This is a genomic window from Tardiphaga sp. OK246 (assembly GCF_900188215.1).
GTDB classification, from domain to species: Bacteria; Pseudomonadota; Alphaproteobacteria; order Rhizobiales; family Xanthobacteraceae; genus Tardiphaga; species Tardiphaga robiniae.
The window spans coordinates 1102092-1124837 of the sequence record NZ_FZOX01000002.1; the positions used below are offsets into that span (position 1 = coordinate 1102092).

General features: G+C 61.3%; 22 protein-coding genes and 3 tRNA genes. 12 read left to right on the forward strand and 13 right to left on the reverse strand.

Annotation, left to right across the window (positions count from 1 at the left end):
• Positions 1–10: 10 nt before the first annotated feature.
• The 4 genes from CHC01_RS12600 to CHC01_RS12615 form a co-directional block, all read right to left on the reverse strand.
• Positions 11–598, reverse strand: coding sequence for a NuoB/complex I 20 kDa subunit family protein (locus tag CHC01_RS12600; protein ID WP_089264564.1), 588 nt, complete (start codon positions 596–598; stop codon positions 11–13).
• On the reverse strand, positions 589–954 hold the full coding sequence (locus CHC01_RS12605) for an NADH-quinone oxidoreductase subunit A (protein WP_068730894.1): 366 nt from the start codon (positions 952–954) through the stop codon (positions 589–591). The genes CHC01_RS12600 and CHC01_RS12605 overlap by 10 nt, the downstream gene beginning before the upstream one ends.
• Positions 955–1185: 231 nt before the next feature.
• Positions 1186–1395 (reverse strand): hypothetical protein, encoded by a 210-nt coding sequence (locus tag CHC01_RS12610; RefSeq protein ID WP_089264565.1) that lies wholly within the window; start codon positions 1393–1395, stop codon positions 1186–1188.
• Positions 1383–1574, reverse strand: a complete 192-nt coding sequence (locus tag CHC01_RS12615) for a hypothetical protein (protein ID WP_089264566.1) — start codon at positions 1572–1574, stop codon at positions 1383–1385. The genes CHC01_RS12610 and CHC01_RS12615 overlap by 13 nt, the downstream gene beginning before the upstream one ends.
• A 74-nt stretch (positions 1575–1648) precedes the next feature.
• Here CHC01_RS12615 and CHC01_RS33055 point away from each other — a divergent pair, with 74 nt between their 5' ends.
• Positions 1649–1924, forward strand: a complete 276-nt coding sequence (locus CHC01_RS33055) for a DUF3072 domain-containing protein (RefSeq protein WP_244558317.1) — start codon at positions 1649–1651, stop codon at positions 1922–1924.
• A 109-nt stretch (positions 1925–2033) separates the two neighbouring features.
• On the opposite strand, the gene CHC01_RS12625 is transcribed toward CHC01_RS33055, so the two are convergent.
• A tRNA-Asp gene (locus CHC01_RS12625) sits at positions 2034–2110 on the reverse strand.
• 255 nt (positions 2111–2365) lie between these two features.
• On the opposite strand from CHC01_RS12625, the gene CHC01_RS12630 reads away from it, so the two are divergent.
• The 8 genes from CHC01_RS12630 (at position 2366) to CHC01_RS12665 (ending at position 9018) form a co-directional block, all read left to right on the forward strand.
• Positions 2366–2686: an HU family DNA-binding protein gene (locus CHC01_RS12630; protein WP_068730898.1), complete on the forward strand. Its 321-nt coding sequence runs from the start codon at positions 2366–2368 to the stop codon at positions 2684–2686.
• A 96-nt stretch (positions 2687–2782) separates the two neighbouring features.
• Complete coding sequence (pepT, locus tag CHC01_RS12635; protein ID WP_089264567.1) at positions 2783–4042, forward strand: peptidase T; 1260 nt, start codon at positions 2783–2785, stop codon at positions 4040–4042.
• 53 nt (positions 4043–4095) lie between these two features.
• Positions 4096–5346 carry an FAD-dependent oxidoreductase gene (locus CHC01_RS12640; RefSeq protein WP_089264568.1) on the forward strand — a complete coding sequence of 417 codons (1251 nt, stop codon included), beginning with the start codon at positions 4096–4098 and terminating at the stop codon, positions 5344–5346.
• A complete protein-coding gene (locus tag CHC01_RS12645) occupies positions 5333–7009 on the forward strand; it encodes a saccharopine dehydrogenase family protein (protein WP_089264569.1) in 1677 nt (558 codons plus the stop codon). Before CHC01_RS12640 ends, CHC01_RS12645 begins: the two co-directional genes overlap by 14 nt.
• A 217-nt stretch (positions 7010–7226) precedes the next feature.
• The gene (locus CHC01_RS12650) at positions 7227–7961 is read left to right on the forward strand and encodes a helix-turn-helix transcriptional regulator (RefSeq protein WP_089264570.1); all 735 of its coding nucleotides are present in this window, start codon (positions 7227–7229) and stop codon (positions 7959–7961) included.
• A gap of 82 nt (positions 7962–8043) precedes the next feature.
• Positions 8044–8658, forward strand: a complete 615-nt coding sequence (locus CHC01_RS12655; RefSeq protein ID WP_158596803.1) for an acyl-homoserine-lactone synthase — start codon at positions 8044–8046, stop codon at positions 8656–8658.
• Positions 8658–8843 (forward strand): hypothetical protein, encoded by a 186-nt coding sequence (locus CHC01_RS12660; protein ID WP_089264572.1) that lies wholly within the window; start codon positions 8658–8660, stop codon positions 8841–8843. The genes CHC01_RS12655 and CHC01_RS12660 overlap by 1 nt, the downstream gene beginning before the upstream one ends.
• Positions 8844–8941: 98 nt before the next feature.
• Positions 8942–9018: transfer RNA gene (locus tag CHC01_RS12665), tRNA-Val, on the forward strand.
• A 14-nt stretch (positions 9019–9032) separates the two neighbouring features.
• On the opposite strand, the gene CHC01_RS12670 is transcribed toward CHC01_RS12665, so the two are convergent.
• From CHC01_RS12670 to CHC01_RS12695, 6 genes are all read right to left on the reverse strand, one after another.
• Positions 9033–9449 (reverse strand): GFA family protein, encoded by a 417-nt coding sequence (locus CHC01_RS12670; RefSeq protein ID WP_089264573.1) that lies wholly within the window; start codon positions 9447–9449, stop codon positions 9033–9035.
• Positions 9450–9545: 96 nt separating this feature from the next.
• Positions 9546–11972 (reverse strand): endopeptidase La, encoded by a 2427-nt coding sequence (gene lon / locus CHC01_RS12675; RefSeq protein WP_089264574.1) that lies wholly within the window; start codon positions 11970–11972, stop codon positions 9546–9548.
• Between the two features lie 307 nt (positions 11973–12279).
• The gene (gene clpX / locus CHC01_RS12680; RefSeq protein ID WP_089264575.1) at positions 12280–13554 is read right to left on the reverse strand and encodes an ATP-dependent Clp protease ATP-binding subunit ClpX; all 1275 of its coding nucleotides are present in this window, start codon (positions 13552–13554) and stop codon (positions 12280–12282) included.
• 445 nt (positions 13555–13999) lie between these two features.
• Entirely contained in the window at positions 14000–14635 is a 636-nt protein-coding gene (locus CHC01_RS12685; RefSeq protein ID WP_089264576.1) for an ATP-dependent Clp protease proteolytic subunit, read from the reverse strand.
• A 310-nt stretch (positions 14636–14945) separates the two neighbouring features.
• Complete coding sequence (gene tig, locus CHC01_RS12690; protein ID WP_089264577.1) at positions 14946–16298, reverse strand: trigger factor; 1353 nt, start codon at positions 16296–16298, stop codon at positions 14946–14948.
• 161 nt (positions 16299–16459) lie between these two features.
• Positions 16460–16544 (reverse strand) — tRNA-Leu (locus CHC01_RS12695).
• 150 nt (positions 16545–16694) lie between these two features.
• On the opposite strand from CHC01_RS12695, the gene CHC01_RS12700 reads away from it, so the two are divergent.
• Positions 16695–18011 carry a multicopper oxidase family protein gene (locus tag CHC01_RS12700; protein ID WP_089264578.1) on the forward strand — a complete coding sequence of 439 codons (1317 nt, stop codon included), beginning with the start codon at positions 16695–16697 and terminating at the stop codon, positions 18009–18011.
• A 6-nt stretch (positions 18012–18017) separates the two neighbouring features.
• Here CHC01_RS12700 and CHC01_RS12705 read toward each other — a convergent pair whose 3' ends face one another.
• Positions 18018–19514, reverse strand: coding sequence for an NAD(P)H-hydrate dehydratase (locus tag CHC01_RS12705; RefSeq protein ID WP_089264579.1), 1497 nt, complete (start codon positions 19512–19514; stop codon positions 18018–18020).
• A 442-nt stretch (positions 19515–19956) separates the two neighbouring features.
• Between CHC01_RS12705 and CHC01_RS12710 the strand changes: the two genes are divergently transcribed.
• Both CHC01_RS12710 and glnA read left to right on the forward strand, forming a co-directional pair.
• Positions 19957–20295 (forward strand): P-II family nitrogen regulator, encoded by a 339-nt coding sequence (locus tag CHC01_RS12710; RefSeq protein ID WP_068730910.1) that lies wholly within the window; start codon positions 19957–19959, stop codon positions 20293–20295.
• 229 nt (positions 20296–20524) lie between these two features.
• Positions 20525–21934 (forward strand): type I glutamate--ammonia ligase, encoded by a 1410-nt coding sequence (gene glnA, locus CHC01_RS12715; RefSeq protein WP_068730911.1) that lies wholly within the window; start codon positions 20525–20527, stop codon positions 21932–21934.
• Between the two features lie 78 nt (positions 21935–22012).
• On the opposite strand, the gene CHC01_RS12720 is transcribed toward glnA, so the two are convergent.
• The gene (locus tag CHC01_RS12720) at positions 22013–22699 is read right to left on the reverse strand and encodes a hypothetical protein (protein WP_089264580.1); all 687 of its coding nucleotides are present in this window, start codon (positions 22697–22699) and stop codon (positions 22013–22015) included.
• Between the last annotated feature and the right edge of the window lie 47 nt (positions 22700–22746).

Below are 22746 nucleotides of genomic sequence, written 5' to 3' on the forward strand. Positions count from 1 at the left end.
TTCGCGAGTCTTAGCGTTCAATCGTGCCGGTGCGGCGGATCTTCTTCTGCAGCAGCAGCACGCCGTAGAGAAGCGCTTCTGCGGTGGGCGGGCAGCCCGGGACATAAATGTCGATCGGCACGATACGGTCGCAGCCCCGAACCACCGAATACGAGTAGTGATAGTAGCCGCCGCCATTGGCGCAGGAGCCCATCGAGATGACGTAACGCGGCTCCGGCATCTGGTCATAGACCTTGCGCAGTGCCGGGGCCATCTTGTTGGTCAGCGTGCCGGCGACGATCATCACGTCGGACTGACGCGGCGACGCGCGCGGCGCGAAGCCGAAGCGCTCGACGTCGTAACGCGGCATCGACACCTGCATCATCTCGACCGCGCAGCAGGCGAGACCGAAGGTCATCCACATCAGCGAGCCGGTGCGCGCCCAAGTGATCAGGTCGTCGGTCGCGGCGACGAAGAAGCCCTTGTCGGACAGCTCGGCATTGACCTCGAGAAAATACGGATCGTTCGCGCCGACCGGCTTGCCGGTGGACGGATCGATGATGCCTTTCGGCGCCTGCGCGATCGCGGGGGCCGAGGCTATGACTGGGCTCAATCCCATTCGAGCGCGCCTTTCTTCCATTCGTAGGCGAAACCGATGGTGAGCACGCCGAGAAACACGATCATCGACCAGAAGCCGGTTGCGCCAAGCTTGCCGAAGGCCACTGCCCACGGAAACAGAAAGGCGACTTCCAGATCGAAGATGATGAAGAGAATCGCCACCAGATAGAACCGCACATCGAACTTCATGCGCGCATCGTCAAAAGCGTTGAATCCGCATTCATAGGCGGACAGCTTTTCCGGATCTGGCTGCTGGTAGGCGACGAGAAATGGCGCGATGAGCAAGGCCAGACCGATGACGGATGCGATGCCGATAAAGACCACAAGTGGGAGATAATTATGCAAGATGCCGTTCATCGGCGAGCCTTACTCCTGCGGCCCTGACTTTGCCACAGATTCGAACATTGGAATGGTTCTGAGGCTTAGCGCAGCGCAACAAGCCATGCAAGACAAGGGATGTTGACAGTTTCATGCTCTGCCATGCGCGGCGCGACGATTGAAACGCAACCTTACCGATGCATCGCCGGCTGCGACAAACCTTCCGCAGATTCTCAAAAATCCGGCATGACTTCTCAACCGCCGGGACCGTCAGACCTCGCCCGTCGGCGGGTCGGACCTGACGTTCCTTCCCTGCCACAACATGCCATCCAGTTCGGCGCGTTTCCGTACCAGCAGCAACTCCGCGGCGGCGTTGTCCATGCCCGCCTGTCGCAACAGGCGGATCGCCGCGCCGAGCTCGGCGATCTGCGCCCGCAATGTAATGATCCTGAGCTGCGGCGGCTCGCTCACGCCAGACATGCCAGCGCCTCACGCTCCGCAATGAGCGCCAGCAGATCGGCCTGCATCCGCCGCAGGCGCATGGAGGCATTGGCACAGTCCAGCCCGGCATTGGTCAGCAGCCGGATATCCGACTGCACCCCTTTCATCTGGTAGCGCAGCCGGGCGATTCTGAAATTCAGGTTGGCGAGCTTGGTCATTTGCGATATAGAACAAAAAGAGAACAAAATGACAAGCCATTGTTTCGACCCAGATCGGATTTTTGGAGGTTCCCATGCCCCTTGCTTTGAAGGCCCTGGCTTTGAAGACCCCGGCTTTGAACACCCGCGGTGAGATCGTCGTCCCCGCGATTGCCGCATCGGTATCGTCGTATGAGAGCCTGCCGGATCGCCTCTCCGGCCCGATGACCCGCGGCCAGGCGCTGACGCTGAAATCGCTGGCGATCGAGGCCTATCAGCCCAAACAATTCGAAAAGGACCTGACGCGCGCTGAAGCCGCGCGGCGAATCGAGGCGCTGAAGCAGGAAATCGCGCTCGCAGATTCGTTCTGAGCGCTGGCACATCAAATGCCGCGCGTGACGTCTGCAACTCTATAGTTCTCTTGAGGAAATTTGTGGGGACGACCGCGGATGGACCTGAATCCCGCCATTCCCGATGGAATGGCGCGAGAGACGGGACTCGAACCCGCGACCTCTGCCGTGACAGGGCAGCGCTCTAACCAACTGAGCTACTCCCGCGTGGATCGTCTGCAATCCCGCAGTGGGGCTGGACATAAAGGGACGTCCTTTTGAAGTCAAGGACGTTGCAGAACCATTCCGGGGGACATCACAAGAGAGCGTCGCTGCAGGCTTTGCGAGAAGGCCGTTTTAAGGCCGGAAATGCAAATAAGCCCCTGTTTGCAGGCAAAACAGCGGGGCGGCATCGCTCCGAATCGTTTAAGCCCTGCTGCGTCACAGGTTTAAGACAGACCACCAACGAGAAGGGCCAGATTCATGGCAAAAGCTGCAACCACCACCGCCGCGAAAGCGGCCACTCCTCCCACCATCACGCTGAAGCATCTCGCCGCGGCCCTGGCTGAAGATCACGAGCTGTCGAAGAAGAAGGCCGAAGAAATCCTCGGTGACATGGTGGAGCGCATCACCAACCACCTCAAGAATGGCGAGCGTATCCGTATCGTCGGCCTTGGCATCCTTCAGGTCCGCAAGCGCGCCGCCCGCATGGGTCGCAACCCGGCGACCGGCGAGCAGATCGAGATCGCGGCCAGCAAGAAGGTCGCGTTCCGGCCGGCCAAGGAACTCAAGGAAGCCGTCTGATCGACCGCTTGAACTTCTCATTCCGGGCCGCGTCCTCGTGACGGCCCGGAATGAAACTTCTAAGCTGCCAGGACTTCTGCAATCAGATGGTGACCTTTGACAGCAACTCCCACCTTGGATTTCGCCCATGACGTGACTGCGTGCTTCCTGCGCTATGTAGTGATCGACACCCAGTCCGACCCCGCCTCCCCCACCTGCCCATCGACCGAAAAGCAGAAGGATCTCGGCCGCGTGCTCGCGCAGGAGCTGCGGGACCTGGGGCTCAGGGACGCGCATCTCGACGAGCATGGCTATGTCTATGCGACGATCCCCGCGACATCGGACAAGAAAGTGCCGGTGATCTGCTTCTGCTCGCATATGGACACCTCGCCCGACTGCAGCGGCAAGAACGTCAAACCGCAGATCGTCAAGAACTATCGGGGCGGCGATATCGTGCTGCCGGTGGACACAACGCAGGTCATCCGCGTCGCCGACAATCCGGCGCTGAAGGACCAGATCGGCCATGACATCATCACCACCGACGGCACCACTTTGCTGGGTGCCGACAACAAGGCTGGCCTTGCCGAGATCATGGACGCGGCACGTTTCCTGGTTGCCAATCCACAGATCAAGCACGGCACCATCAAGATCCTCTTCACGCCCGATGAAGAGATCGGCCGCGGCGTCGACAAGATCGACCTGACAAAGCTGGGCGCCGACTTCGCCTACACCATGGATGGCGAGACCGCCGGCTATGTCGAAGACGAGACTTTCTCGGCCGACGGCGCCGTCATCACCATCGAAGGCGTCAGCGCGCATCCCGGCTTTGCCAAGGGCAAGATGGAGCACGCCATCAAGATCGCCGCCGCAATCGTCGAGCGACTGCCGAAAGACACCTGTTCGCCTGAGACCACCGACGGCAAGCAAGGCTTCCTGCATCCGATCGGCATTTCTGGCGCGCTTGAAAAAGCGACGCTCAGTCTGATCGTGCGCGACTTCACAGATGACGGCCTTGCCGAGAAGGAAGCGCTGCTGCAATCCATCGTCGACGACGTGATGACGGCCTATCCGCACTCGACGGCGACGCTCGAGATCAAGCAGCAATACCGCAACATGAAGCAGGTGATCGACCGCTATCCGCAGATGGTCGAATACGCGGTGGAAGCGATCCAGCGCGCCGGGCTCAAACCCGTCCGCAGCAGCATCCGCGGCGGCACCGACGGATCGCGGCTGTCCTTCATGGGCCTGCCCTGCCCCAATATCTTCGCCGGCGAACACGCCTTCCATGGCCGTACCGAATGGGTCAGCGTCCAGGACATGGAAAAAGCCGTGCAGACCATCGTGCATCTCGCGATGATCTGGGAAGAAAAAGCGTGATGATGGCGCGTCTCTGTCCCGCCAGTTCGTCGTCACTGATCGTGCGCTAAACCATGCGCGCTCCGCTCGACGTCGCGATCATCGGTGCGGGCGTCGCGGGACTTGCGGCCGCGACGCTGCTGACGCGTGCCGGTCATCGCGTGGTCGTTCATGAGCGCTTCGAGACGTCGCGGCCGCTCGGTTCGGGCCTGATGCAGCCAACCGGTCTGGCGGCTCTGGACCGGCTCGGACTTCGCGGTTCGATCGAGGCGCTAGGCGCGCGCATCGGGCGCCTACACGGCATCACCGAACGCGGTGGCACGATCTTCGATCTGCTCTATGCCGACCTTGCGCCGGAATTCTACGCAATCGGCATTCACCGTGCCGCGCTGCACGGTGAATTGTGGGCTGCCTTCGCGCGATCGGGCGCGGCGCTGGAAACCGGCAGGCTTATCGTCGATATCGAGGCGCGCGCCGACGGGCGCTCGTCGCTACAAGACGAAGATGGCCGCAGCGGACCAGGCTTCGATCTTGTCATCGACGCATCAGGGGCGCGGTCGCGTTTCCGTCCGCTGGTGTCGCAAGCGGCCGCGCAGGATTTCAGCTACGGCGCTGTATGGGCTGCAGTCCCCGATATCGGCATCGCCGACGGCCAACTGGCGCAGCGTTACGTCGCTGCACGGATCATGATCGGCTATCTGCCGGTCGGCCGCGCGTTGCCCGGCGGGCCGCCGCTGGCGGCATTGTTCTGGAGTCTAAAACCCGGAGATTATCCGCAATGGCGCGATGGTTTCGAACCATGGCGCGAACAGATCGTAAAATTGTGGCCTGCGCTTGCGCCGGTCGTTGCCGGCTTAACCAGTCCAGATGACCTCACGCTGGCGACTTATGTGCACTACACGGCACGAAAGCCGTTCAAGGGCGCGCTGGCCCTGATCGGCGATTCAGCGCACGCCACGTCGCCGCAACTCGGCCAGGGCGCCAACAACGGATTGCTCGACGCACTGGCGCTGGCCGATGCGCTTGCGTCTTGCACCGATGTGCCATCGGCACTCGCGCGTTACGCACAGGTTCGACGCGCTCATGTCCGTTTCTATCAGCTGGCGAGCCGAGTGATGACACCGTTCTTTCAATCGGATTCCGGCACGCTGGCTTTGGTGCGTGACCTCACCTTTGATCGCGCCGCGAAGTCGCCTTATCTACGCCGACACATGCTGCACACACTTGCGGGTCTCAAGACCGGTATTTTAACGCACCGCTTACCCAGTGATCTGGCCGGCGATTCCGCTGTCGGCTTCGACCAGGCTGCCAATGCAGCCATTTGAACGCAGCGTGTTGCTGGTCGGAGCCACAGGCGCTTTCGGCGAGCGGCTTGCGGCAGGTCTCATCCGGTCCGGCATCGCCGTGATCGCGGTCGCGCGCAACACCGCGCGGTTGGAAAAACTCGCTCAGCAGCTCGGCACGCAAATATCAATCGAGGCCTGCGAGCGCAGCCGCATCGACACGCCGTTCTTGAATGCCCTCCGTAGCCGCTATCCCGGTGTCTATGCCGTCGCAGACTCGTCCGGCCCGTTTCAGGCCAGCGACGATCGCTTGCCTCGCGCGGCCATCGGTGCCGGCCTTCACTATGTCGACCTTGCTGATGCCCGCGATTTCGTAGGCCATATCGGCAACCTCGACCAGGATGCCCGCTCGGCGGGGGTTGCCGTATTGTCAGGCGCAAGTTCGACGCCCGCACTGTCGCATGCGGCCCTTGACAGGTTGTTGGCCGACGCGCGCGCGGTCATCTCGATCGACGTCAGCATTGCGCCGGGCAACCGGGCTCCACGCGGGCTGAGCGTGGTCAAGGCCATCCTCTCCACGGTAGGCCAACCGGTCCGCGTGTTTCGCAGCGGTCGCTGGAGTGAATATGCCGGCTGGAGCCTTGGCAAAAAGGTGACGTTGCCTGGCATTGGCAGTCGTCCTGTCGCATTATGCGAAACGCCTGATCTCGATCTCCTCGTCTCGCGCTATCATCCCAAGGCAGATGCCATCTTTCGCGCCGGTCTTGAACTCGGTCTATTGCACTACGGCGTTGCCGCTCTCGGACTGTTCGTCCGTCTCGGCCTTATCAAGACGCTCACCCCATTGGCACGACCGCTGCGCGCTATCGCCGATCTTCTAAAGCCCTTCGGCTCCGACCGCGGCGGCATGCGGATCGATGCACTCCTCATCAACGACAAAGGCGATCTTGCACGTCGGGTCTGGACGCTATCGGCAAATGCAGGCGTCGGCCCCTATATCCCGACGTTACCGGCGCTCGCGGCGCTGAAGATGCTCGCTGATAACAGTCTATCGTGGCGCGGCGCTGCGGCATGTGCCGGCATCATTCCGTACGACGTCATTGCTGCTGAGTTTGCCCATCACGGCATCACGGCAGAGCAATCCGAGACGGCGGCGCCACCGCCTCTAATGAAACGACTGCTCGGCGCCGACTATGACACTTTGCCTGCCGCCATCCGCGATAGCCACGACGTGAGTGGCGTTCTCGTGCTCGAAGGCCGTGCCGATGCGACCAGTCCTGATGGGATCATCACTGCTATGTTTTCACGTGTATTTCGCTTTCCGCGCGGCGGCACGAACATGCCGCTGCGCGTAGAAATGCGCAGCGAGAACGACGGGTCGGAAACCTGGACCCGGATCTATCCCGATGTGACGATGCGCTCGAACTTGCGCAACGTCGATCCGTTCACGCATTGTCTGGACGAGGTGTTCGGGCCAGTCGCCATCAGACTGGAATGGAAAGCGACGGATTCGAATCTGACGCTGCACATCGTCGGTGCACGGCTTCTCGGACTTCCCTTGCCGTCCATCCTGCAACCCCGCTCCAGCGCCCGCGAAAGCGTGGACAACAACGGCCGTTTCCATTTCGATGTGGATATCGCGATGCCATTGGTTGGCTCGATCGTCAGATACAAAGGGTATTTGACCCCCGCTGCGCTAAGCTAGGCAGCCTTTCCGGTAACTGGGAACCACTAAACATAACTATCATGAGGCCGCCCAAGCCGCATCATTCGTGACGGAACGGTGTATAGTTGTGGTGTCAATCGAATGGCGAATTGCGCGCCGTGACGGCGACGATATCCTCCCCAGTACATATTATGAATTATAACAAGAATAATTTCCCAAAAACATAGCTCCATTTCAGCTGATATGCAGGCGCGCCATGGGGTCATTCAAAGGCAAGCATTTTCAGACCGCTTTATCGGCCATCGAAAGCATTGCCAATGCCGCCTCCATGTCTGCGGTTGGCGATGTCGTGGCCGCTACGGCCAAGTCGTTCGGCTACAACCACATCTGCTTTCTGGCCTCGACCGGCGTCAACCAACCGTTCGAAGATCGCGTGTTGCTGAAAGTATGGCCCAAGCCATGGGCCGAACAATATAGCGCGTCCAATTTCTATGCCTCGGATCCCGTTGCGCCGCGGATCCGCCGGCAACCCGAGCTGTTCACCTGGTCCGACATCCGGCTCGATGAGGTCAGCCCGATATCACGGACCATCATGGAGATCGCGTCTGTCGATTACGGATTGAAGTTCGGCCTCTGCGCACCGGTGCACGGCATGAACGGCTATCAGGCCGGCCTCTCGCTGGCAGGCTACGAAGTCGAAAATACCGAAGACGCGCACGGCGCCATCGAGCTCGTCACGATGTATGCGTTCAACCGCTTTGCAACGCTTCGCTCTCATCAGCGTGCGAAGTTGATCGCCCTCACCTTGCGGGAGCGCGAGGTCGTCAGCTGGGTCGCTGCCGGAAAGACCGCCTGGGATACGAGCGTCATTCTCGGTATCTCCGAGGATACGGTGAACAAGACTGTCACCGCTGCCATGCACAAGTTGAATGCGCATACGCGCGCGCAGGCCGTGGCCGAAGCGATCACACAAGGACTGATCGCTTTCTGAATTGTCAATCCCCTGCCCACGGAATATCGCGACCAAACTCATCATGAGAACCCTCCACGCAGACGAGCGTGGAGAGCTTTTTATGATCGAGGTCATTCACAGCGGTAATGCTGGGCAGTTCGGCGATCTCCTGGACAAGCAATTTCGGTTACGGCACGAGGTCTTTGTCGGAGAGCGCGGTTGGACCGCCTTCGATGTCGATGGCGAGCACGAGAAAGACCAGTATGACGATGATGCCGCCGTCTATCTGGTCGCGGCCGACGACGCAGGCACTGTCGCAGGCGGCTTCCGGCTCTATCCAACCGTCTTGCCTCACATGCTCAGCGAGAATTTTGCGCAGCTTGTCGATGGCGCGCTGATCCAGCGCCGCGATGTGTTCGAGCTGACACGCTTTGCCATGCGCAAATCCGAACGCCGCAGCCATCACTATTTCGAACTGCTGCTCGCGATTCAGGAATATGGCCTGATGGAAGGCCTGTCCGGTTTCACCTCGGTCATCAATCCCTTGCGCATCCCGATTCTTCAGGGCTTCGGACTGGAGATCGAGCCGCTGGGATTGCCAGCCATGATCGATGGCGAGGCCACCATCGCCGTGCTGTTTCATGTCAGCGAAAAGTGTCTCGCCCGCGTCAGCAAGAGTGTCGCCATCAAAGACAGCGTCTTTGCACTGCCTCAGACATCCCGGCGGATCGCCTGATGCCGATGTCCCCCAATCAGTTCCAGGTCATTCAGGGCGGCAAGGACAGCGACGAGCTGATCGTCACGATGCTGCAAGCTTTGCGGCTGGCGAACGCATGCGGGTCCGAGACGACCTATGATCTGCTGCGCATGGCGCTGTTGAACGAAGGCGTTCAACTCGCCAAGGTGCTGGCGGCGCGCTAGGCGAAACACCTGAGGGCGAGATCGGAATATCCGCGCGGGAACGCCTTGCCGCGACGGAGTGCTGGCGTTAAAGAGAGGCCGTGAGGGTGATTGCCCGAGGGCGGCTAGCTCAGCTGGTTAGAGCATCTCGTTTACACCGAGAGGGTCGGGAGTTCGAATCTCTCGCCGCCTACCACCTCCCCTGGCCCTCTATGGATCGTTCGATCCCTTTGGCCGCGCTGGCAGTTCCGCAAGATCATAAACCCAGGGCGCGGCTGACCGGCACCAGATCTGTCGTCGTGGCGGCAGCTCGGTGCGCTGGCGGATACTGCCCCAGCGAATCCCCCACTCGTTATCCTCAGCCTCCTCGCCACTGGCGAATATCGGCGTGCCGCAGTCCCCGCAAAAGTGCTGCAGCCGATTGAGACCGTTGTCGCCGCGCTTGACATAGATCTTCGGCGCACCGCCCGTCATCTCGATCGTGTCGGCCGGCGTCAGTACCGTGACGCGATAGGGCGAACCCGTCAGCATCTGGCAATCCGTGCAGTGACAGATCGACACCCGCTGCGGATCGATCGTCGCGCGATAGCTGATGAAGCCGCAGTGGCATTGGCCGTCGATCTGCATCGTCCCGTCTCCCGAACATCTCAAGCAACTGCGATCTTGCCATAAAAAAAACGGCGCCCCGAAGGGCGCCGCTGATTGTTGTCGAGGATATCAGCCTTAGTGGGCCGTCAGACCGCTGCCGGCCTCTTCCGCGCCGTCGGCCTTCACCGGCAGCTTGGTATCCTCTTCCCAGACGATCGCCTTCGGCGCCCGCACCAGGGCGTTGGCGATCACCTCGTCCATCCGGGCGACCGGGATGATGTTCAGCCCGCCCTTGATGGCGTCGGAAATCTCGGTGAGATCCTTGGCATTGTCCTCGGGGATCAGCACCGTCTTGATGCCGCCGCGGGCCGCTGCCAACAACTTCTCCTTCAGACCGCCGATCGGCAGGATCCTGCCGCGCAGCGTGATCTCGCCGGTCATGGCGACATCGTGACGGATCGGAATGCCCGTGAGCACGGACACGATCGTCGTCGCCATCGCCACGCCTGCGGACGGACCGTCCTTCGGCGTTGCACCCTCGGGCACGTGGACGTGGATGTCGCGCCGCTCGAACAGCGGCGGCTCGATCCCGAAGTTGATCGCACGCGAGCGGACGTAGGATGCCGCCGCCGAGATCGATTCCTTCATCACGTCACGCAGGTTGCCGGTAACAGTCATGCGGCCCTTGCCGGGCATCATGACGCCTTCAATGGTGAGCAATTCACCACCGACATCCGTCCATGCCAGACCGGTGACGACACCGACCTGATCGTCGCTCTCGATCTCGCCGTAGCGATACTTGGGCACGCCCAGGAACTCTTCGAGATTCTTCTCGGTGACCTTCACCACCTTCTTCTTCGAGAGCATCAGCTCCTTCACGGCCTTGCGGGCCAGTGTGGAGAGCTCGCGCTCCAGATTACGCACGCCCGCTTCGCGGGTGTAGCGGCGGATCATCAAGAGCAAGGCGTCGTCGTCGACCGACCATTCCTTGGCATCCAGACCGTGCTTCGAGAGCGCGATCGGAATGAGATGCTTGCGGGCGATCTCGACCTTCTCGTTCTCCGTGTAGCCGGCGATCCGGATGATCTCCATACGATCCATCAGCGGGCCCGGAATATTCAGGGTGTTCGCCGTGGTGATGAACATCACGTTCGACAGATCGTAGTCGACCTCCAGATAGTGATCGGCAAAGGTGCCGTTCTGCTCGGGGTCGAGGACCTCAAGCAGAGCCGACGACGGATCGCCGCGGAAATCGGCGCCCATTTTGTCGATCTCATCCAGCAGGAAGAGCGGATTCGTCGTCTTGGCCTTGCGCATCGACTGGATGATCTTGCCGGGCATCGAACCGATATAGGTCCGGCGATGTCCGCGAATCTCCGCCTCGTCACGCACGCCGCCGAGCGACACGCGCACGAACTCACGTCCGGTCGCCTTCGCGATCGACTTGCCGAGCGAGGTCTTGCCGACGCCGGGAGGACCGACGAGGCACAGGATCGGCCCGCTCAGCTTGTTGGCGCGGGTCTGCACCGCGAGATACTCGACGATGCGGTCCTTGACCTTCTCGAGCCCGTAGTGATCGTCGTCCAGCACGGCCTGCGCCGCGGCGAGGTCCTTCTTGACCTTGGACTTCTTGCCCCACGGAATCGACAGCAGCCAATCGAGATAGTTGCGCACGACGGTCGCTTCCGCGGACATCGGCGACATCTGGCGCAGCTTCTTCAGCTCATGCTGTGCCTTCTCGCGGGCTTCCTTCGACAGCTTGGTCTTGGCGATCTTCTCTTCGATGTCGGCCAGCTCGTCGCGACCTTCGTCGTCGCCGAGCTCCTTCTGGATCGCCTTCATCTGCTCGTTGAGATAGTATTCGCGCTGGGTCTTCTCCATCTGGCGCTTGACGCGCGAGCGGATGCGCTTCTCGACCTGCAGCACCGAGATCTCGCTCTCCATCAGGCCGAGCACCTTCTCCAGGCGCGCGGTGACGGACAGCGTTTCCAGGATGCCCTGGCGATCCGCGATCTTGACGGCGAGATGAGACGCGACAGTATCGCCGAGCTTGGCGAAGTCAGTGATCGCCTGCACGACGCCGACGACTTCGGCGGAGATCTTCTTGTTGAGCTTCACATAGCTCTCGAAGTCCGAGACCACCGAACGCGACAGTGCTTCCGCCTCGACGCTCTTGGCATCGGTATCGGCCAGCGCGACTGCGGTCGCTTCGTAATATTCAGTGCGATCGGAATACTTCTCGACCTTGGCGCGCTCGAGCCCTTCCACCAGCACCTTCACGGTGCCGTCGGGAAGCTTCAAAAGCTGCAGCACGCTGGCAAGCGTACCGATCTCGTAAATCGAGTCCGGCGATGGATCATCGTCCGACGCATTCTTCTGCGTGGCGAGCATGATGAGCGCATCATTCTTCATCACCTCTTCGAGCGCGCGGATCGATTTCTCGCGGCCAACGAAGAGAGGCACGATCATGTGCGGGAAGACGACAATGTCGCGCAGCGGCAACACCGGATAGGAGTGGCTTTCGCCGTGAACAATGGTTGGCCGGGGTTTGGAGGCAGTCATGGCCCATTCCTTTTGCTGTGCCCCCTTGCAAGCAGTCCGCCCGATGGCGCAACCGCACAAGGTGCCGATTTTCCGTCTTTGCTCGGCCGTCTCAGGCTCTACGTGTCCGGATCGTTATGGCGAATCTTGAGGGAGATTTTGTGTTCGCCGAGAGCATTAGGTGGCTATGGGCCGGGGGGGTGTCAAGTCGCGGAAATACCCATGAACAAGGGCGGTTTACAGAGCGTAGCAGCAATAAAATAGGCGGCTGCCGATCACCGGCAGCCGCCTATTGAACTTAAGTCGATGGGCCCGAAAGCCGCGCCGATCAGGCGCTTGCGCTGCTCTCCGCGGTCCGGTCCGAACGGTCGGCGTAGATGTAGAGCGGGCGAGCCGTCCCATCCACAACCTCCTTGGAGATGACGACTTCCTCGACACCTTCCAGACCGGGCAGATCGAACATGGTTTCGAGCAGAATGCTCTCCAGGATCGACCGCAGACCACGTGCACCGGTCTTGCGTTCGATAGCCCGGCGGGCCACCGCACCCAGCGCCTCGTCGGCGAAGGTCAGCTCGATGTTCTCCATCTCGAACAGGCGCTGGTACTGCTTGACCAGCGCGTTCTTCGGCTCGATCAGAATCTTCTTCAGCGAGGTCTCGTCGAGATCCTCGAGTGTCGCGACCACTGGCAGACGGCCGACGAATTCGGGGATCAGGCCGTACTTCAGCAGATCTTCCGGCTCGACATGACGGAAGATTTCACCGGTGCGGCGATCTTCGGGTGCCAGAACCTGCGCTGCGAAGCCGATCGACGTGGTCCGTCCGCGCGACGAGATGATCTTCTCGAGGCCCGAGAACGCACCGCCGCAGATGAACAGGATGTTCGTCGTATCCACCTGCAGGAATTCCTGCTGCGGATGCTTGCGGCCGCCCTGCGGAGGTACAGAGGCAACGGTGCCTTCCATGATCTTCAGCAGAGCCTGCTGCACGCCCTCACCCGACACGTCACGGGTGATCGACGGATTGTCCGACTTGCGCGAGATCTTGTCGATTTCGTCGATATAGACGATGCCGCGCTGCGCACGCTCGACATTGTAGTCGGCCGCCTGCAGCAGCTTCAGGATGATGTTCTCGACGTCCTCACCAACATAACCGGCTTCGGTCAGCGTCGTCGCGTCGGCCATCGTGAACGGCACATCCAGAATGCGGGCGAGCGTCTGCGCGAGCAGCGTCTTGCCCGAACCGGTCGGACCGATCAGCAGAATATTCGACTTCGCGAGTTCGACGTCGTTGTGCTTGGTCTGGTGGTTGAGGCGCTTGTAGTGGTTATGCACCGCGACCGAGAGAACCTTCTTCGCATGGAACTGACCGATGACGTAGTCATCGAGCACCTTGCAGATTTCCTTCGGCGTCGGAATGCCGTCGCGCGACTTGACCAGCGAGGACTTGTTCTCCTCGCGGATGATGTCCATGCAGAGTTCAACGCATTCGTCGCAGATGAAGACGGTAGGACCCGCGATCAGTTTGCGAACTTCGTGCTGGCTCTTGCCGCAGAACGAACAATACAGCGTGTTCTTGGAGTCGCTGGTACCGACCTTACTCATTCCTATCTCCGTCCGCCGTTCGATCTTTGTCTGCCGGTCGCCCAGTTACGGGACATATCCCGTAGATAGAGCAAAATCCGTACCAAAAAAGACCTCGTTCCAGAATGCCGCTCGAATCACGGCTCACTCGAATCCCCGCGATACTAACCGATCCGCATCAGCGAACCATGCTGACAGCCGATGATCAAGAATTCGCTAATCGGCTCCATCGACTGGAGCGTGACAATAGCGTGATTTGCGGCATTTGCGCGGGAGAACCCCGAAAATTGGGGAACGTTGCGTGAATGACACCACCCGACCAGCACGAAAGCGGAACTCTCGCGTCTGCTGGCGTCGGCACATAGTACCAATTCGGGAATAACTTGATCGATATGGCTGGCTTGGGACAGGCGGCGCGCGGGCGCCGTCTGTCTCGGTCTCGATATGTTCGCCGAAACGGCGTCGTTTAGGCCGGCTTCGCCGGGGTCGATTCTTCAGCGCGCTTGTCGATGACCTTGTCGATCAGCCCGAAATCCTTCGCCTGATCCGCAGTCATGAAGTTATCGCGCTCGAGCGCGTTGTGAATGTCCTCGTAAGCACGTCCCGTGTGCTTCACATAGATCTCGTTGAGCCGGCGCTTCAGGCTCTCGACTTCCTTGGCATGAATCAGGATGTCGGTGGCCTGCCCCTGGAAGCCGCCTGACGGCTGATGAACCATGATGCGGGCGTTCGGCAGCGCGAAGCGCATGTCCTTTGCGCCAGCCGTCAGCAACAGCGAGCCCATCGACGCGGCCTGACCGACGCACAGCGTCGACACCGGCGGACGGATGAACTGCATCGTGTCGTAGATCGCGAGGCCCGACGTCACCACGCCACCGGGCGAGTTGATGTACATCGAGATTTCCTTCTTCGGATTCTCGGCTTCGAGAAACAGAAGCTGGGCAACGGTCAGCGTCGACATGCCATCCTCGACCGGACCGGTCACGAAGATGATGCGCTCCTTCAGAAGGCGCGAAAAGATATCGTAAGCCCGTTCGCCGCGGTTGGTCTGTTCGACCACCATCGGGACGAGGTTCATGTAGGTTTCTACCGGATCGCGCATTGATCACCCGAAAGGTTGGAGGAGACACACGTCCATCGGCAAGACTGGAACCGGTTACGGTTTGCCGGGAGAGGACGAACGTCCCGTGATGCAGGAACAACAAACAGAGCCCACAGATATGGACCAATCGAGCAGCAACAAGACCACCGGTCCACATGCCGCCCTGAACCTCAGTTCAAGCCGATTCGGACGGCCACCGCAAAGCACTGGAGCCCTTTTGGAACCTGTTTCGGGCGGTATCCTTAACGTCAAAACGCCGGCCGGAGGACCCGGCCGGCGTTTCTTTTAACGTCTTCTAAGAAGAAGCAGCTCAGGCTGCGGTCTTCTCGTCCTCGTCCTTGTACAGGTCGTCCTTGGACACCTTCTTCTCGGTCACATTGGCCAGTTCGAGGATGAAGTCGACGACCTTGTCCTCGTAGATCGGTGCACGAAGCTGGGCCAGCGCGTTGGGATTGCTGCGGTAAAAGTCCCACACTTCCTTCTCGCGGCCCGGCATCGAACGGGCGCGCTCAATCACGGCGCGGCTGACCTCGTCATCGCTGACGGTGATCTTGTTCTTCTCGCCGATCTCCGAGAGCACGAGACCGAGACGCACGCGGCGATCGGCGATCTTGCGGTACTCTTCCTGAGCGGCTTCTTCGGTGGTGTCCTCATCGGCGAAGGTCTTGCCCGACGACGCCATCTCCTGCTGGATCGAATTCCACATCAGCTTGAACTCTTCGTCGACCAGCGACGGAGGCGCATCGAACTTGTGGGTCTCGTCGAGACGGTCGAGCAGCAGGCGCTTGACGCGCTGGCGGGTCGCACCGGCGAATTCGGCAACCAGACGCTCGCGTGCAGCTTCCTTCAGCTTGTCGAGGGACTCGAGGCCGAGGGTCTTGGCGAACTCGTCGTCAATCACGGTGTCGACCGGCGATTCCACCTTGGCTGCGGTGGTCTCGAACTCGGCGGCCTTACCGGCCAGCGTCTCGCTCGCATAGTTGACCGGGAACGACACCTTGAGGGTGCGGGTCTCGCCGGCGGCGATGCCGATCAGCTGGTCCTCGAAGCCCGGGATGAAGGTGTTGGAGCCGATCGCAACCGGGATCTCCTCGCCGGCGCCGCCCTCGAAGGCGACGCCGTCGATGGTGCCCTTGAAGTTGACCGTAACGCGGTCGCCTGACTCGGCCTTGCCGGTCTTCGCGGTGAACGAACGGTTCTGGTCGGCGACGCGCTTGATGGCTTCATCGACGTCCGCATCGGTCACTTCGGCCACCGGCTTCTCGACGGTGAAGCTCTTGAAGTCGGCGAGCGCGATCGGCGGCACGACTTCGATGGCGACGGTGTAATTGAGGTCCGACTTGCCCGACAGGATGTCTTCGACTTCCTTCTGCTCGGTCGGCATGGTGATCTTCGGCTCGGAAGCGAGCTTGAAGCCACGCTCGGTGAAAATCTGCGTGTTGGTGTCGCGGATCAATTCATCGACGGTCTCGGCGGCAACCGAGCGACCATAGAGACGCTTCAGGTGACCGACGGGAACCTTGCCCGGACGGAAGCCGTTGAGCTTGACCTTGCCCTTCATGTCATCGAGGCGCGCATCGACCTTGGCTTCGATGTCGGCAGCCGGCACGTTGACCGAGAACTCGCGCTTCAATCCCTCGGAGAGGGTTTCATTCACCTGCATGGCGTCAATCTTCTTCCCGCTTGGTCCGGCCCAATGGCCCGGACATTGTAAATCTGTGCGGCATCAGGCCAGAGCCTGCGCCGGTGGTGCGAACTGTCTCTGCAAGGCCAACCTTGCGGAAACACGTCCGAAAATCGTCATGGTCAAACGCTATGTGCGCTTGGTGCGGGCGGAGGGACTCGAACCCCCACAACTTTCGTCACTGGAACCTAAATCCAGCGCGTCTACCAATTCCGCCACGCCCGCGAAAAACATCATGTCCGGCCGCGATGTCGCGAGCGGCGGGCTTATAACATGGGGACCGTGGTTCGCAGCAAAAAAATGGTCACATAACGGCTTACTTGCCGCAGCCCCGGCAACTGGACTTTGGCGCGGCAAAATGGTCGGGATTTGGGCATGACGAACCGCTTTCTCCCCCTTACGCGCCGGACCCTGCTTGCAGGCGCCGGGAGCGCGTTGATCGCCCCGATTCTGTCCCGGGTCAGCCTCGCGCAAGCCGTCGCCGCGCTGGAGCTACAGGCCAAGGCTGATCCCTTCCCGGTGAAGCCCGGTGCCTCCACCGAGGCCTGGACGCTCCATTCGCCCCAGAGGGGTCCGCTGCGTTTCAACCGCGGTGACGAGATTACAGTTCAACTCGCCAATCAGCTGCCTATCCCTATCGTCTTGAACTGCCGAGGCATTAACGGCTCGTCCGGGATCGGGCCGCTGCTCGACCGCAAGCCGGTCGCGGCCGGGGCCAAGGACGCGTTCAAGCTTCAGATGCGCAGCGCCGGGACGTCGTATCTGGACATGCGCCTGCTCGGCGACGGTCAGGCACTGCCGTCCCAGGTTCGCAGCTTGGTCGTCCAGGAGAGCGATCCGGTCGAGGTGGACCGCGACGAGGTGCTGCTGATCGAGGACTTCCGCCTCAGGCCGGACGGCAGTCTGCTCGCCCCCGCCAGCGATCCGAAAGACGCCGCCGCACTGTTCCTGATCAACCGGAAATCCACGCTGGAGCTGTCGGCACGCGTCAATGAACGGTTCAGGCTCCGTCTCATCAATGGCTGCCAACGTAATGTGGTTGCTCTGAAATTTGACGATCACGAGGTGCGGGTGTTGGCCATCGACGGTCAGCCCTCCGAGCCGTTCCCTGCCCGCAACAATCAGGTGGGGCTGGCGCCCGGAACCCGGGTCGACGTCTTCCTCGACGCCGTCAGGCCGGCTGGATCGACCTCGGCGATCCTGCTCCATGACGGCAAGACAGCCCGGCCGATCGGCCAGATCCAAATGTCCAACGATCCGCCGCTACGGGCCACGCCCCTGCCGGCCGCCGCGCCGCTGCCCTCCAACGGTTTGCCAGCTCAGCTCGATCTCAAGGGCGCGCTGCGCGTCGATATGGCCCTGAGCGCCGTCAGTCCCGAATGGGTGAAGCCGGTCGATCTGTCCGCCAGCACGCCGCCGGCATTCCGAACCAAGCCCGGCCGCACCATAGTGCTTGCGCTGACCAACCGGGCCACCAGCCCGATGGTGTTCCAGATCCACGGCCATCACGTCCGCCTGCTCGACAGGCTCGATGATGGCTGGAAGCCGTTCTGGCTCGACACCCTGGCGCTCGACGCCGGTCAGACCCAGCGCATCGCCTTTGCCGCCAACAATGTCGGGCGCTGGCTGATGGAGGCCTTCGTCGCCGACTGGGCCGCGCCGCGGCAGGTCCGCTGGTACGGCGTCGACTAGGCCTTCTCAGTACTGGATACCGAGCTGGTCGTAGAGCCGACGGAACACCGCCGGCAGCACCTCGGTCAGATCCTCGGCGATCAGCCCCGGCCCAGCTTCGCTGCCGGCCTCGCCATGCATCCAGACGCCGATACAGGCGGCCTCATAGGCCGGAACGCCTTGCGCCAGCAGCGCGCCGATAATCCCGGCCAGCACGTCGCCGGAACCGGCAGTCGCCAGCCATGGCGGCGCATTGGCCGATATGGCGGCCCGGCCGTCAGGCGATGCCACGACCGTATCCGGCCCCTTCAACAGCACGATAGCACCTGACTCTTGCGCCGCCAGACGAACCCGCTCCAATTTAGACAACGCTGGATGTTCCACGTCCACCTTACTGAAGATGCGTAAAAATTCACCTTCGTGAGGCGTCAACACGACACCGGATTCCGGGCTGGCCTTGATCAGACCGAACAGCTGTTCGGGCGCCCCCGCGAAGCTGGTCAGCGCATCGGCGTCGAGCACCGTATGTCGCTTCGTGGCCAGGATGGCCTCCACGAACATGCGCGTCCGTTCGCCAACACCTGCGCCCGGCCCGATCACGCAGGCCGACACCTTGCCGCCGATCAGCGCGGCGAATTCCGCCGCCGTATCCACCGGCCGCACCATCACCGCAGTCAGCGCGGCGGCATTGACCGCCAGCGCATCGCGCGGCGACGCCACCGTCACCAGCCCTGCCCCACCTCGCAAGGCGGCGCGGGCGGACAGCCGGGCAGCGCCCGTGGACGCGATGTCGCCGGAGACAACCACGGCATGGCCGCGCGAGAATTTGTGGCTGTTGATTTTCGGCACCGGAAACGCGTCGGCCCACAGGTCCGGATTGTTCTCGAAGGTCTGCGGGCGGATTTCCGCCAGCACATCCTCGTCGATGCCGATGTCGATCACCCGGAGCCGGCCACAATGCACCCGGCCCGGCACCAGCAGATGGCCCGGCTTGGGTCTGAAGAACGTCACGGTCTCGGTCGCCCTGATAGCGCCGCCCATCACGGCCCCTGAATCCCCGTTGATACCGCTCGGCAGATCGACAGCCAGCACGGGCACGCCGGCCGCATTGATGGCGTCGATCATGATCAGCGGATCGCCCTTGACCGGACGATTGAGCCCGGCGCCGAACAACGCATCGATGATCAAAGCCGGCTGCCCGATCAAGGAGGGATCACAGGGCAGCACCTCACCCTTCCATCCCTTGGCAGCCAGCGCCGCATCGCCCTTCAGCGTTGCCCGGTCGCAGAGCAGGATCACCGAAACGTCACGCCCCTGCGCCGCGAGCTCGGCCGCCGCGACGAAGCCATCACCGCCATTGTTGCCACGACCGGCAACGACCAGGATCGCCCCCTCCTCGGCCAGCTCGCCCGCCACATCCGCGACCGCCCGTCCGGCGGCGCGCATGAGTTTGAAGCCTGGCGTGCCCGCCGCAATCGTGAGTTGATCGGCGCGCACCATCTCGTCCGTCGTTAGAATATCCATCTCGCTTCTCATTACGCCTTTTTGGAAGGCACTCGCGTCACACGCGAACGCAGCAGAGTAAAACTGCACATCATGCGATCACTTTGATCACTATGTAGGCAAAAGTAATCGAATACTCTTGATGCGAACCTCGTCAGGTGCGATGTAATAACCTGATAATGCTTCAAAAATAGCCGAGGAGCGAACTTGGCACGGACCCTGCTTTTAGGGAAGCCAGCTTCGGGTCCGTCGCGCTCACCGGCAAATGTTGAAAGACACCTGTTTAAGAGACAGGGGTGGCCGACCGTCTACCGCATCGGGCGAGATTTCGTCTGTGCGGCGTGGCGGCAGCGTAATAACGCCCGAAATTGGGTATCGAACAGTGTGCGCACAACGCGCAATGGTCAAAGCTACTTGAGGCAAATAACTTGCGGCCTGATTGGAAGTGCCGGGGAGACGTTCAGTGAAAAAGATCGAAGCCATCATCAAGCCCTTCAAGCTGGACGAGGTGAAAGAGGCTCTTCAGGAAGTCGGGTTGCAAGGCATTACCGTCACGGAAGCCAAGGGCTTCGGCCGTCAGAAGGGCCACGCCGAACTTTATCGCGGCGCTGAATACATCGTCGACTTTCTACCCAAGGTGAAGATCGAGATCGTGATTGGCGACGACCTCGTCGAAAAGGCGATCGATGCCATCCGTCGCGCCGCACAAACCGGCCGCATTGGTGACGGCAAGATCTTTGTGTCGAACATCGAGGAAGCCGTGCGCATCCGTACCGGCGAGTCCGGACTCGACGCGATCTGACGGCAAGGATCTGCGACGCAGGACCTGCAATGCAGGACCTGACGGACTGGACGCTCTCCAAGCCGGGTGCTATCCGACATTCAACGCTTCAAGGCGTCACCAAAAAGGCTGCTTCGGCAGCCTTCTGTTGTTGACGGTTTGTCTTGTTGAAAACATGCCGTTGTGACCTGATCGTCACGACAGATTGTTACGTCCCGGAAATCGGCCCGCAAAAAAGGTAGGGAGCCCCATGACGACCGCCAAAGAAGTCCTGCAGTCCATCAAGGACAATGACGTCAAATACGTCGACCTGCGTTTCACCGATCCCCGCGGCAAGTGGCAGCACGTGACCTTCGACGTCTCGATGGTCGATGAAGAAATGTTTGCCGAAGGCACCATGTTCGACGGTTCCTCGATCGCCGGCTGGAAGGCGATCAACGAGTCCGACATGATGCTGATGCTGGATCCGGCAACGGCGACGATCGATCCGTTCTTCGCAGAGACCACCATGGTCATCACCTGCGACATTCTCGAGCCCTCCACCGGCGAGCCCTATAACCGCGACCCGCGCGGCATCGCCAAGAAGGCCGAAGCCATGGTCAAGTCCATGGGCATCGGCGACACCGTGTTCGTCGGTCCGGAAGCCGAATTCTTCGTGTTCGACGACGTCCGCTTCTCGAGCGACCCCTACAACACCGGCTTCAAGCTCGACTCGTCCGAATTGCCGACCAACTCCGGCACCGAATATGAAGGCGGCAATCTCGGCCACCGCATCCGCACCAAGGGCGGTTACTTCCCCGTCCCGCCGCAGGACTCGGTGCAGGACATGCGCTCGGAAATGCTCGGCGCAATGGCGCGCATGGGCGTCAAGGTCGAGAAGCATCACCACGAAGTGGCGTCCGCCCAGCACGAACTCGGTATGAAGTTCGACACGCTGACCTACATGGCCGACCAGATGCAGATCTATAAGTATTGCATCCATCAGGTCGCGCACATCTACGGCAAGACCGCCACCTTCATGCCGAAGCCCGTCTTCGGCGACAACGGCTCGGGCATGCATGTGCACCAGTCGATCTGGAAGGACGGCAAGCCGACCTTCGCCGGCAACAAATATGCCGACCTCTCCGAGACCTGCCTCCACTACATCGGCGGCATCATCAAGCACGCCAAGGCGATCAACGCCTTCACCAATCCGTCGACCAACTCCTACAAGCGTCTGGTCCCCGGCTACGAAGCCCCGGTGCTGCTCGCCTACTCCGCGCGCAACCGTTCGGCCTCCTGCCGCATCCCCTACACCACCAACCCGAAGGCCAAGCGCGTCGAAGTCCGCTTCCCGGATCCGATGGCCAATCCGTATCTCGCTTTCGCCGCGATGCTGATGGCCGGTCTCGACGGCATCAAGAACAAGATCGATCCGGGTCCGGCCATGGACAAGGACCTCTACGATCTGCCGAAGGAAGAGCTGAAGTCGATCCCGACGGTGTGCGGTTCGCTCCGCGAGGCCCTCGAGAACCTCGACAAGGATCGCGGCTTCCTCAAGAACGGCGGCGTATTCGATGACGACTTCATCGACAGCTATATCGAACTGAAGATGACCGAAGTGATGCGTTACGAAATGACGCCGCACCCGGTCGAATTCGACATGTACTACTCGCTGTAATTCCCTTTCGGGATTACATCGAAACGATCGAGGCGCTCCGGCAACGGGGCGCCTTTTTCGTTGCGCTTCTCCTGTCGCCTATTTCCGGGCGAGAGCCATCGCTGGTTCAGGCGCGTTCGGGAAGCCTATCGCCGCAAGCGCCCTGGCTGCTTCGCCTTCGCTGGCGGCCCACGGCAGCTTCGCGGTGACACCGCGCGTGACGGGTTCGCCGAGACTCCCGCCGAAATCGATCGGCCACAGACCATTCGGCACCGCCTCGACCGTGACGCCGCGCAGCCGCGTGCCAGCGCCGAGGGGCGACAGATCATCCGGCTGCAGCCGCCGCGCCGTCGAAGCATCCCGGGGGTCTGTGAAACTGGCCAGCACCGGCATCAATTCGCCGGTGACCGGAACGGCGCCGGTCTGGCTGCTGACATCGCGAAAGGCGATCTTGCGCCCCGCCGCCTGATAGGCGCGCATCGCCACGAAATTGGCGCCGTCGAAATCGGCGCTGCCCTTGTCGTCGTGCAACATCAGCGCGGCGAGATTCCTGCCGCCGCCGAGATCGACGACCACGGCATCGCCCCGTGACGTCACCTTGCCGGCAGGTTGGTAGCCCCGATAGGGATGCACGGAGACGACATTCGAGGCCGACTTCACGCCGTCCGGCGTCTCGACCTCCATGGTCAGCCGATATTTGTGCGCGGGCCGGTTGATCCGGATCTGATCGCCGATCACCAGGGCAGCGAGCAGTCCGAGCGGACCGACCCATTTCAGCATGTTCATTATTATTGGCCTCCCCCATCGGCCATGCCCGATCGCGACGGAGACGT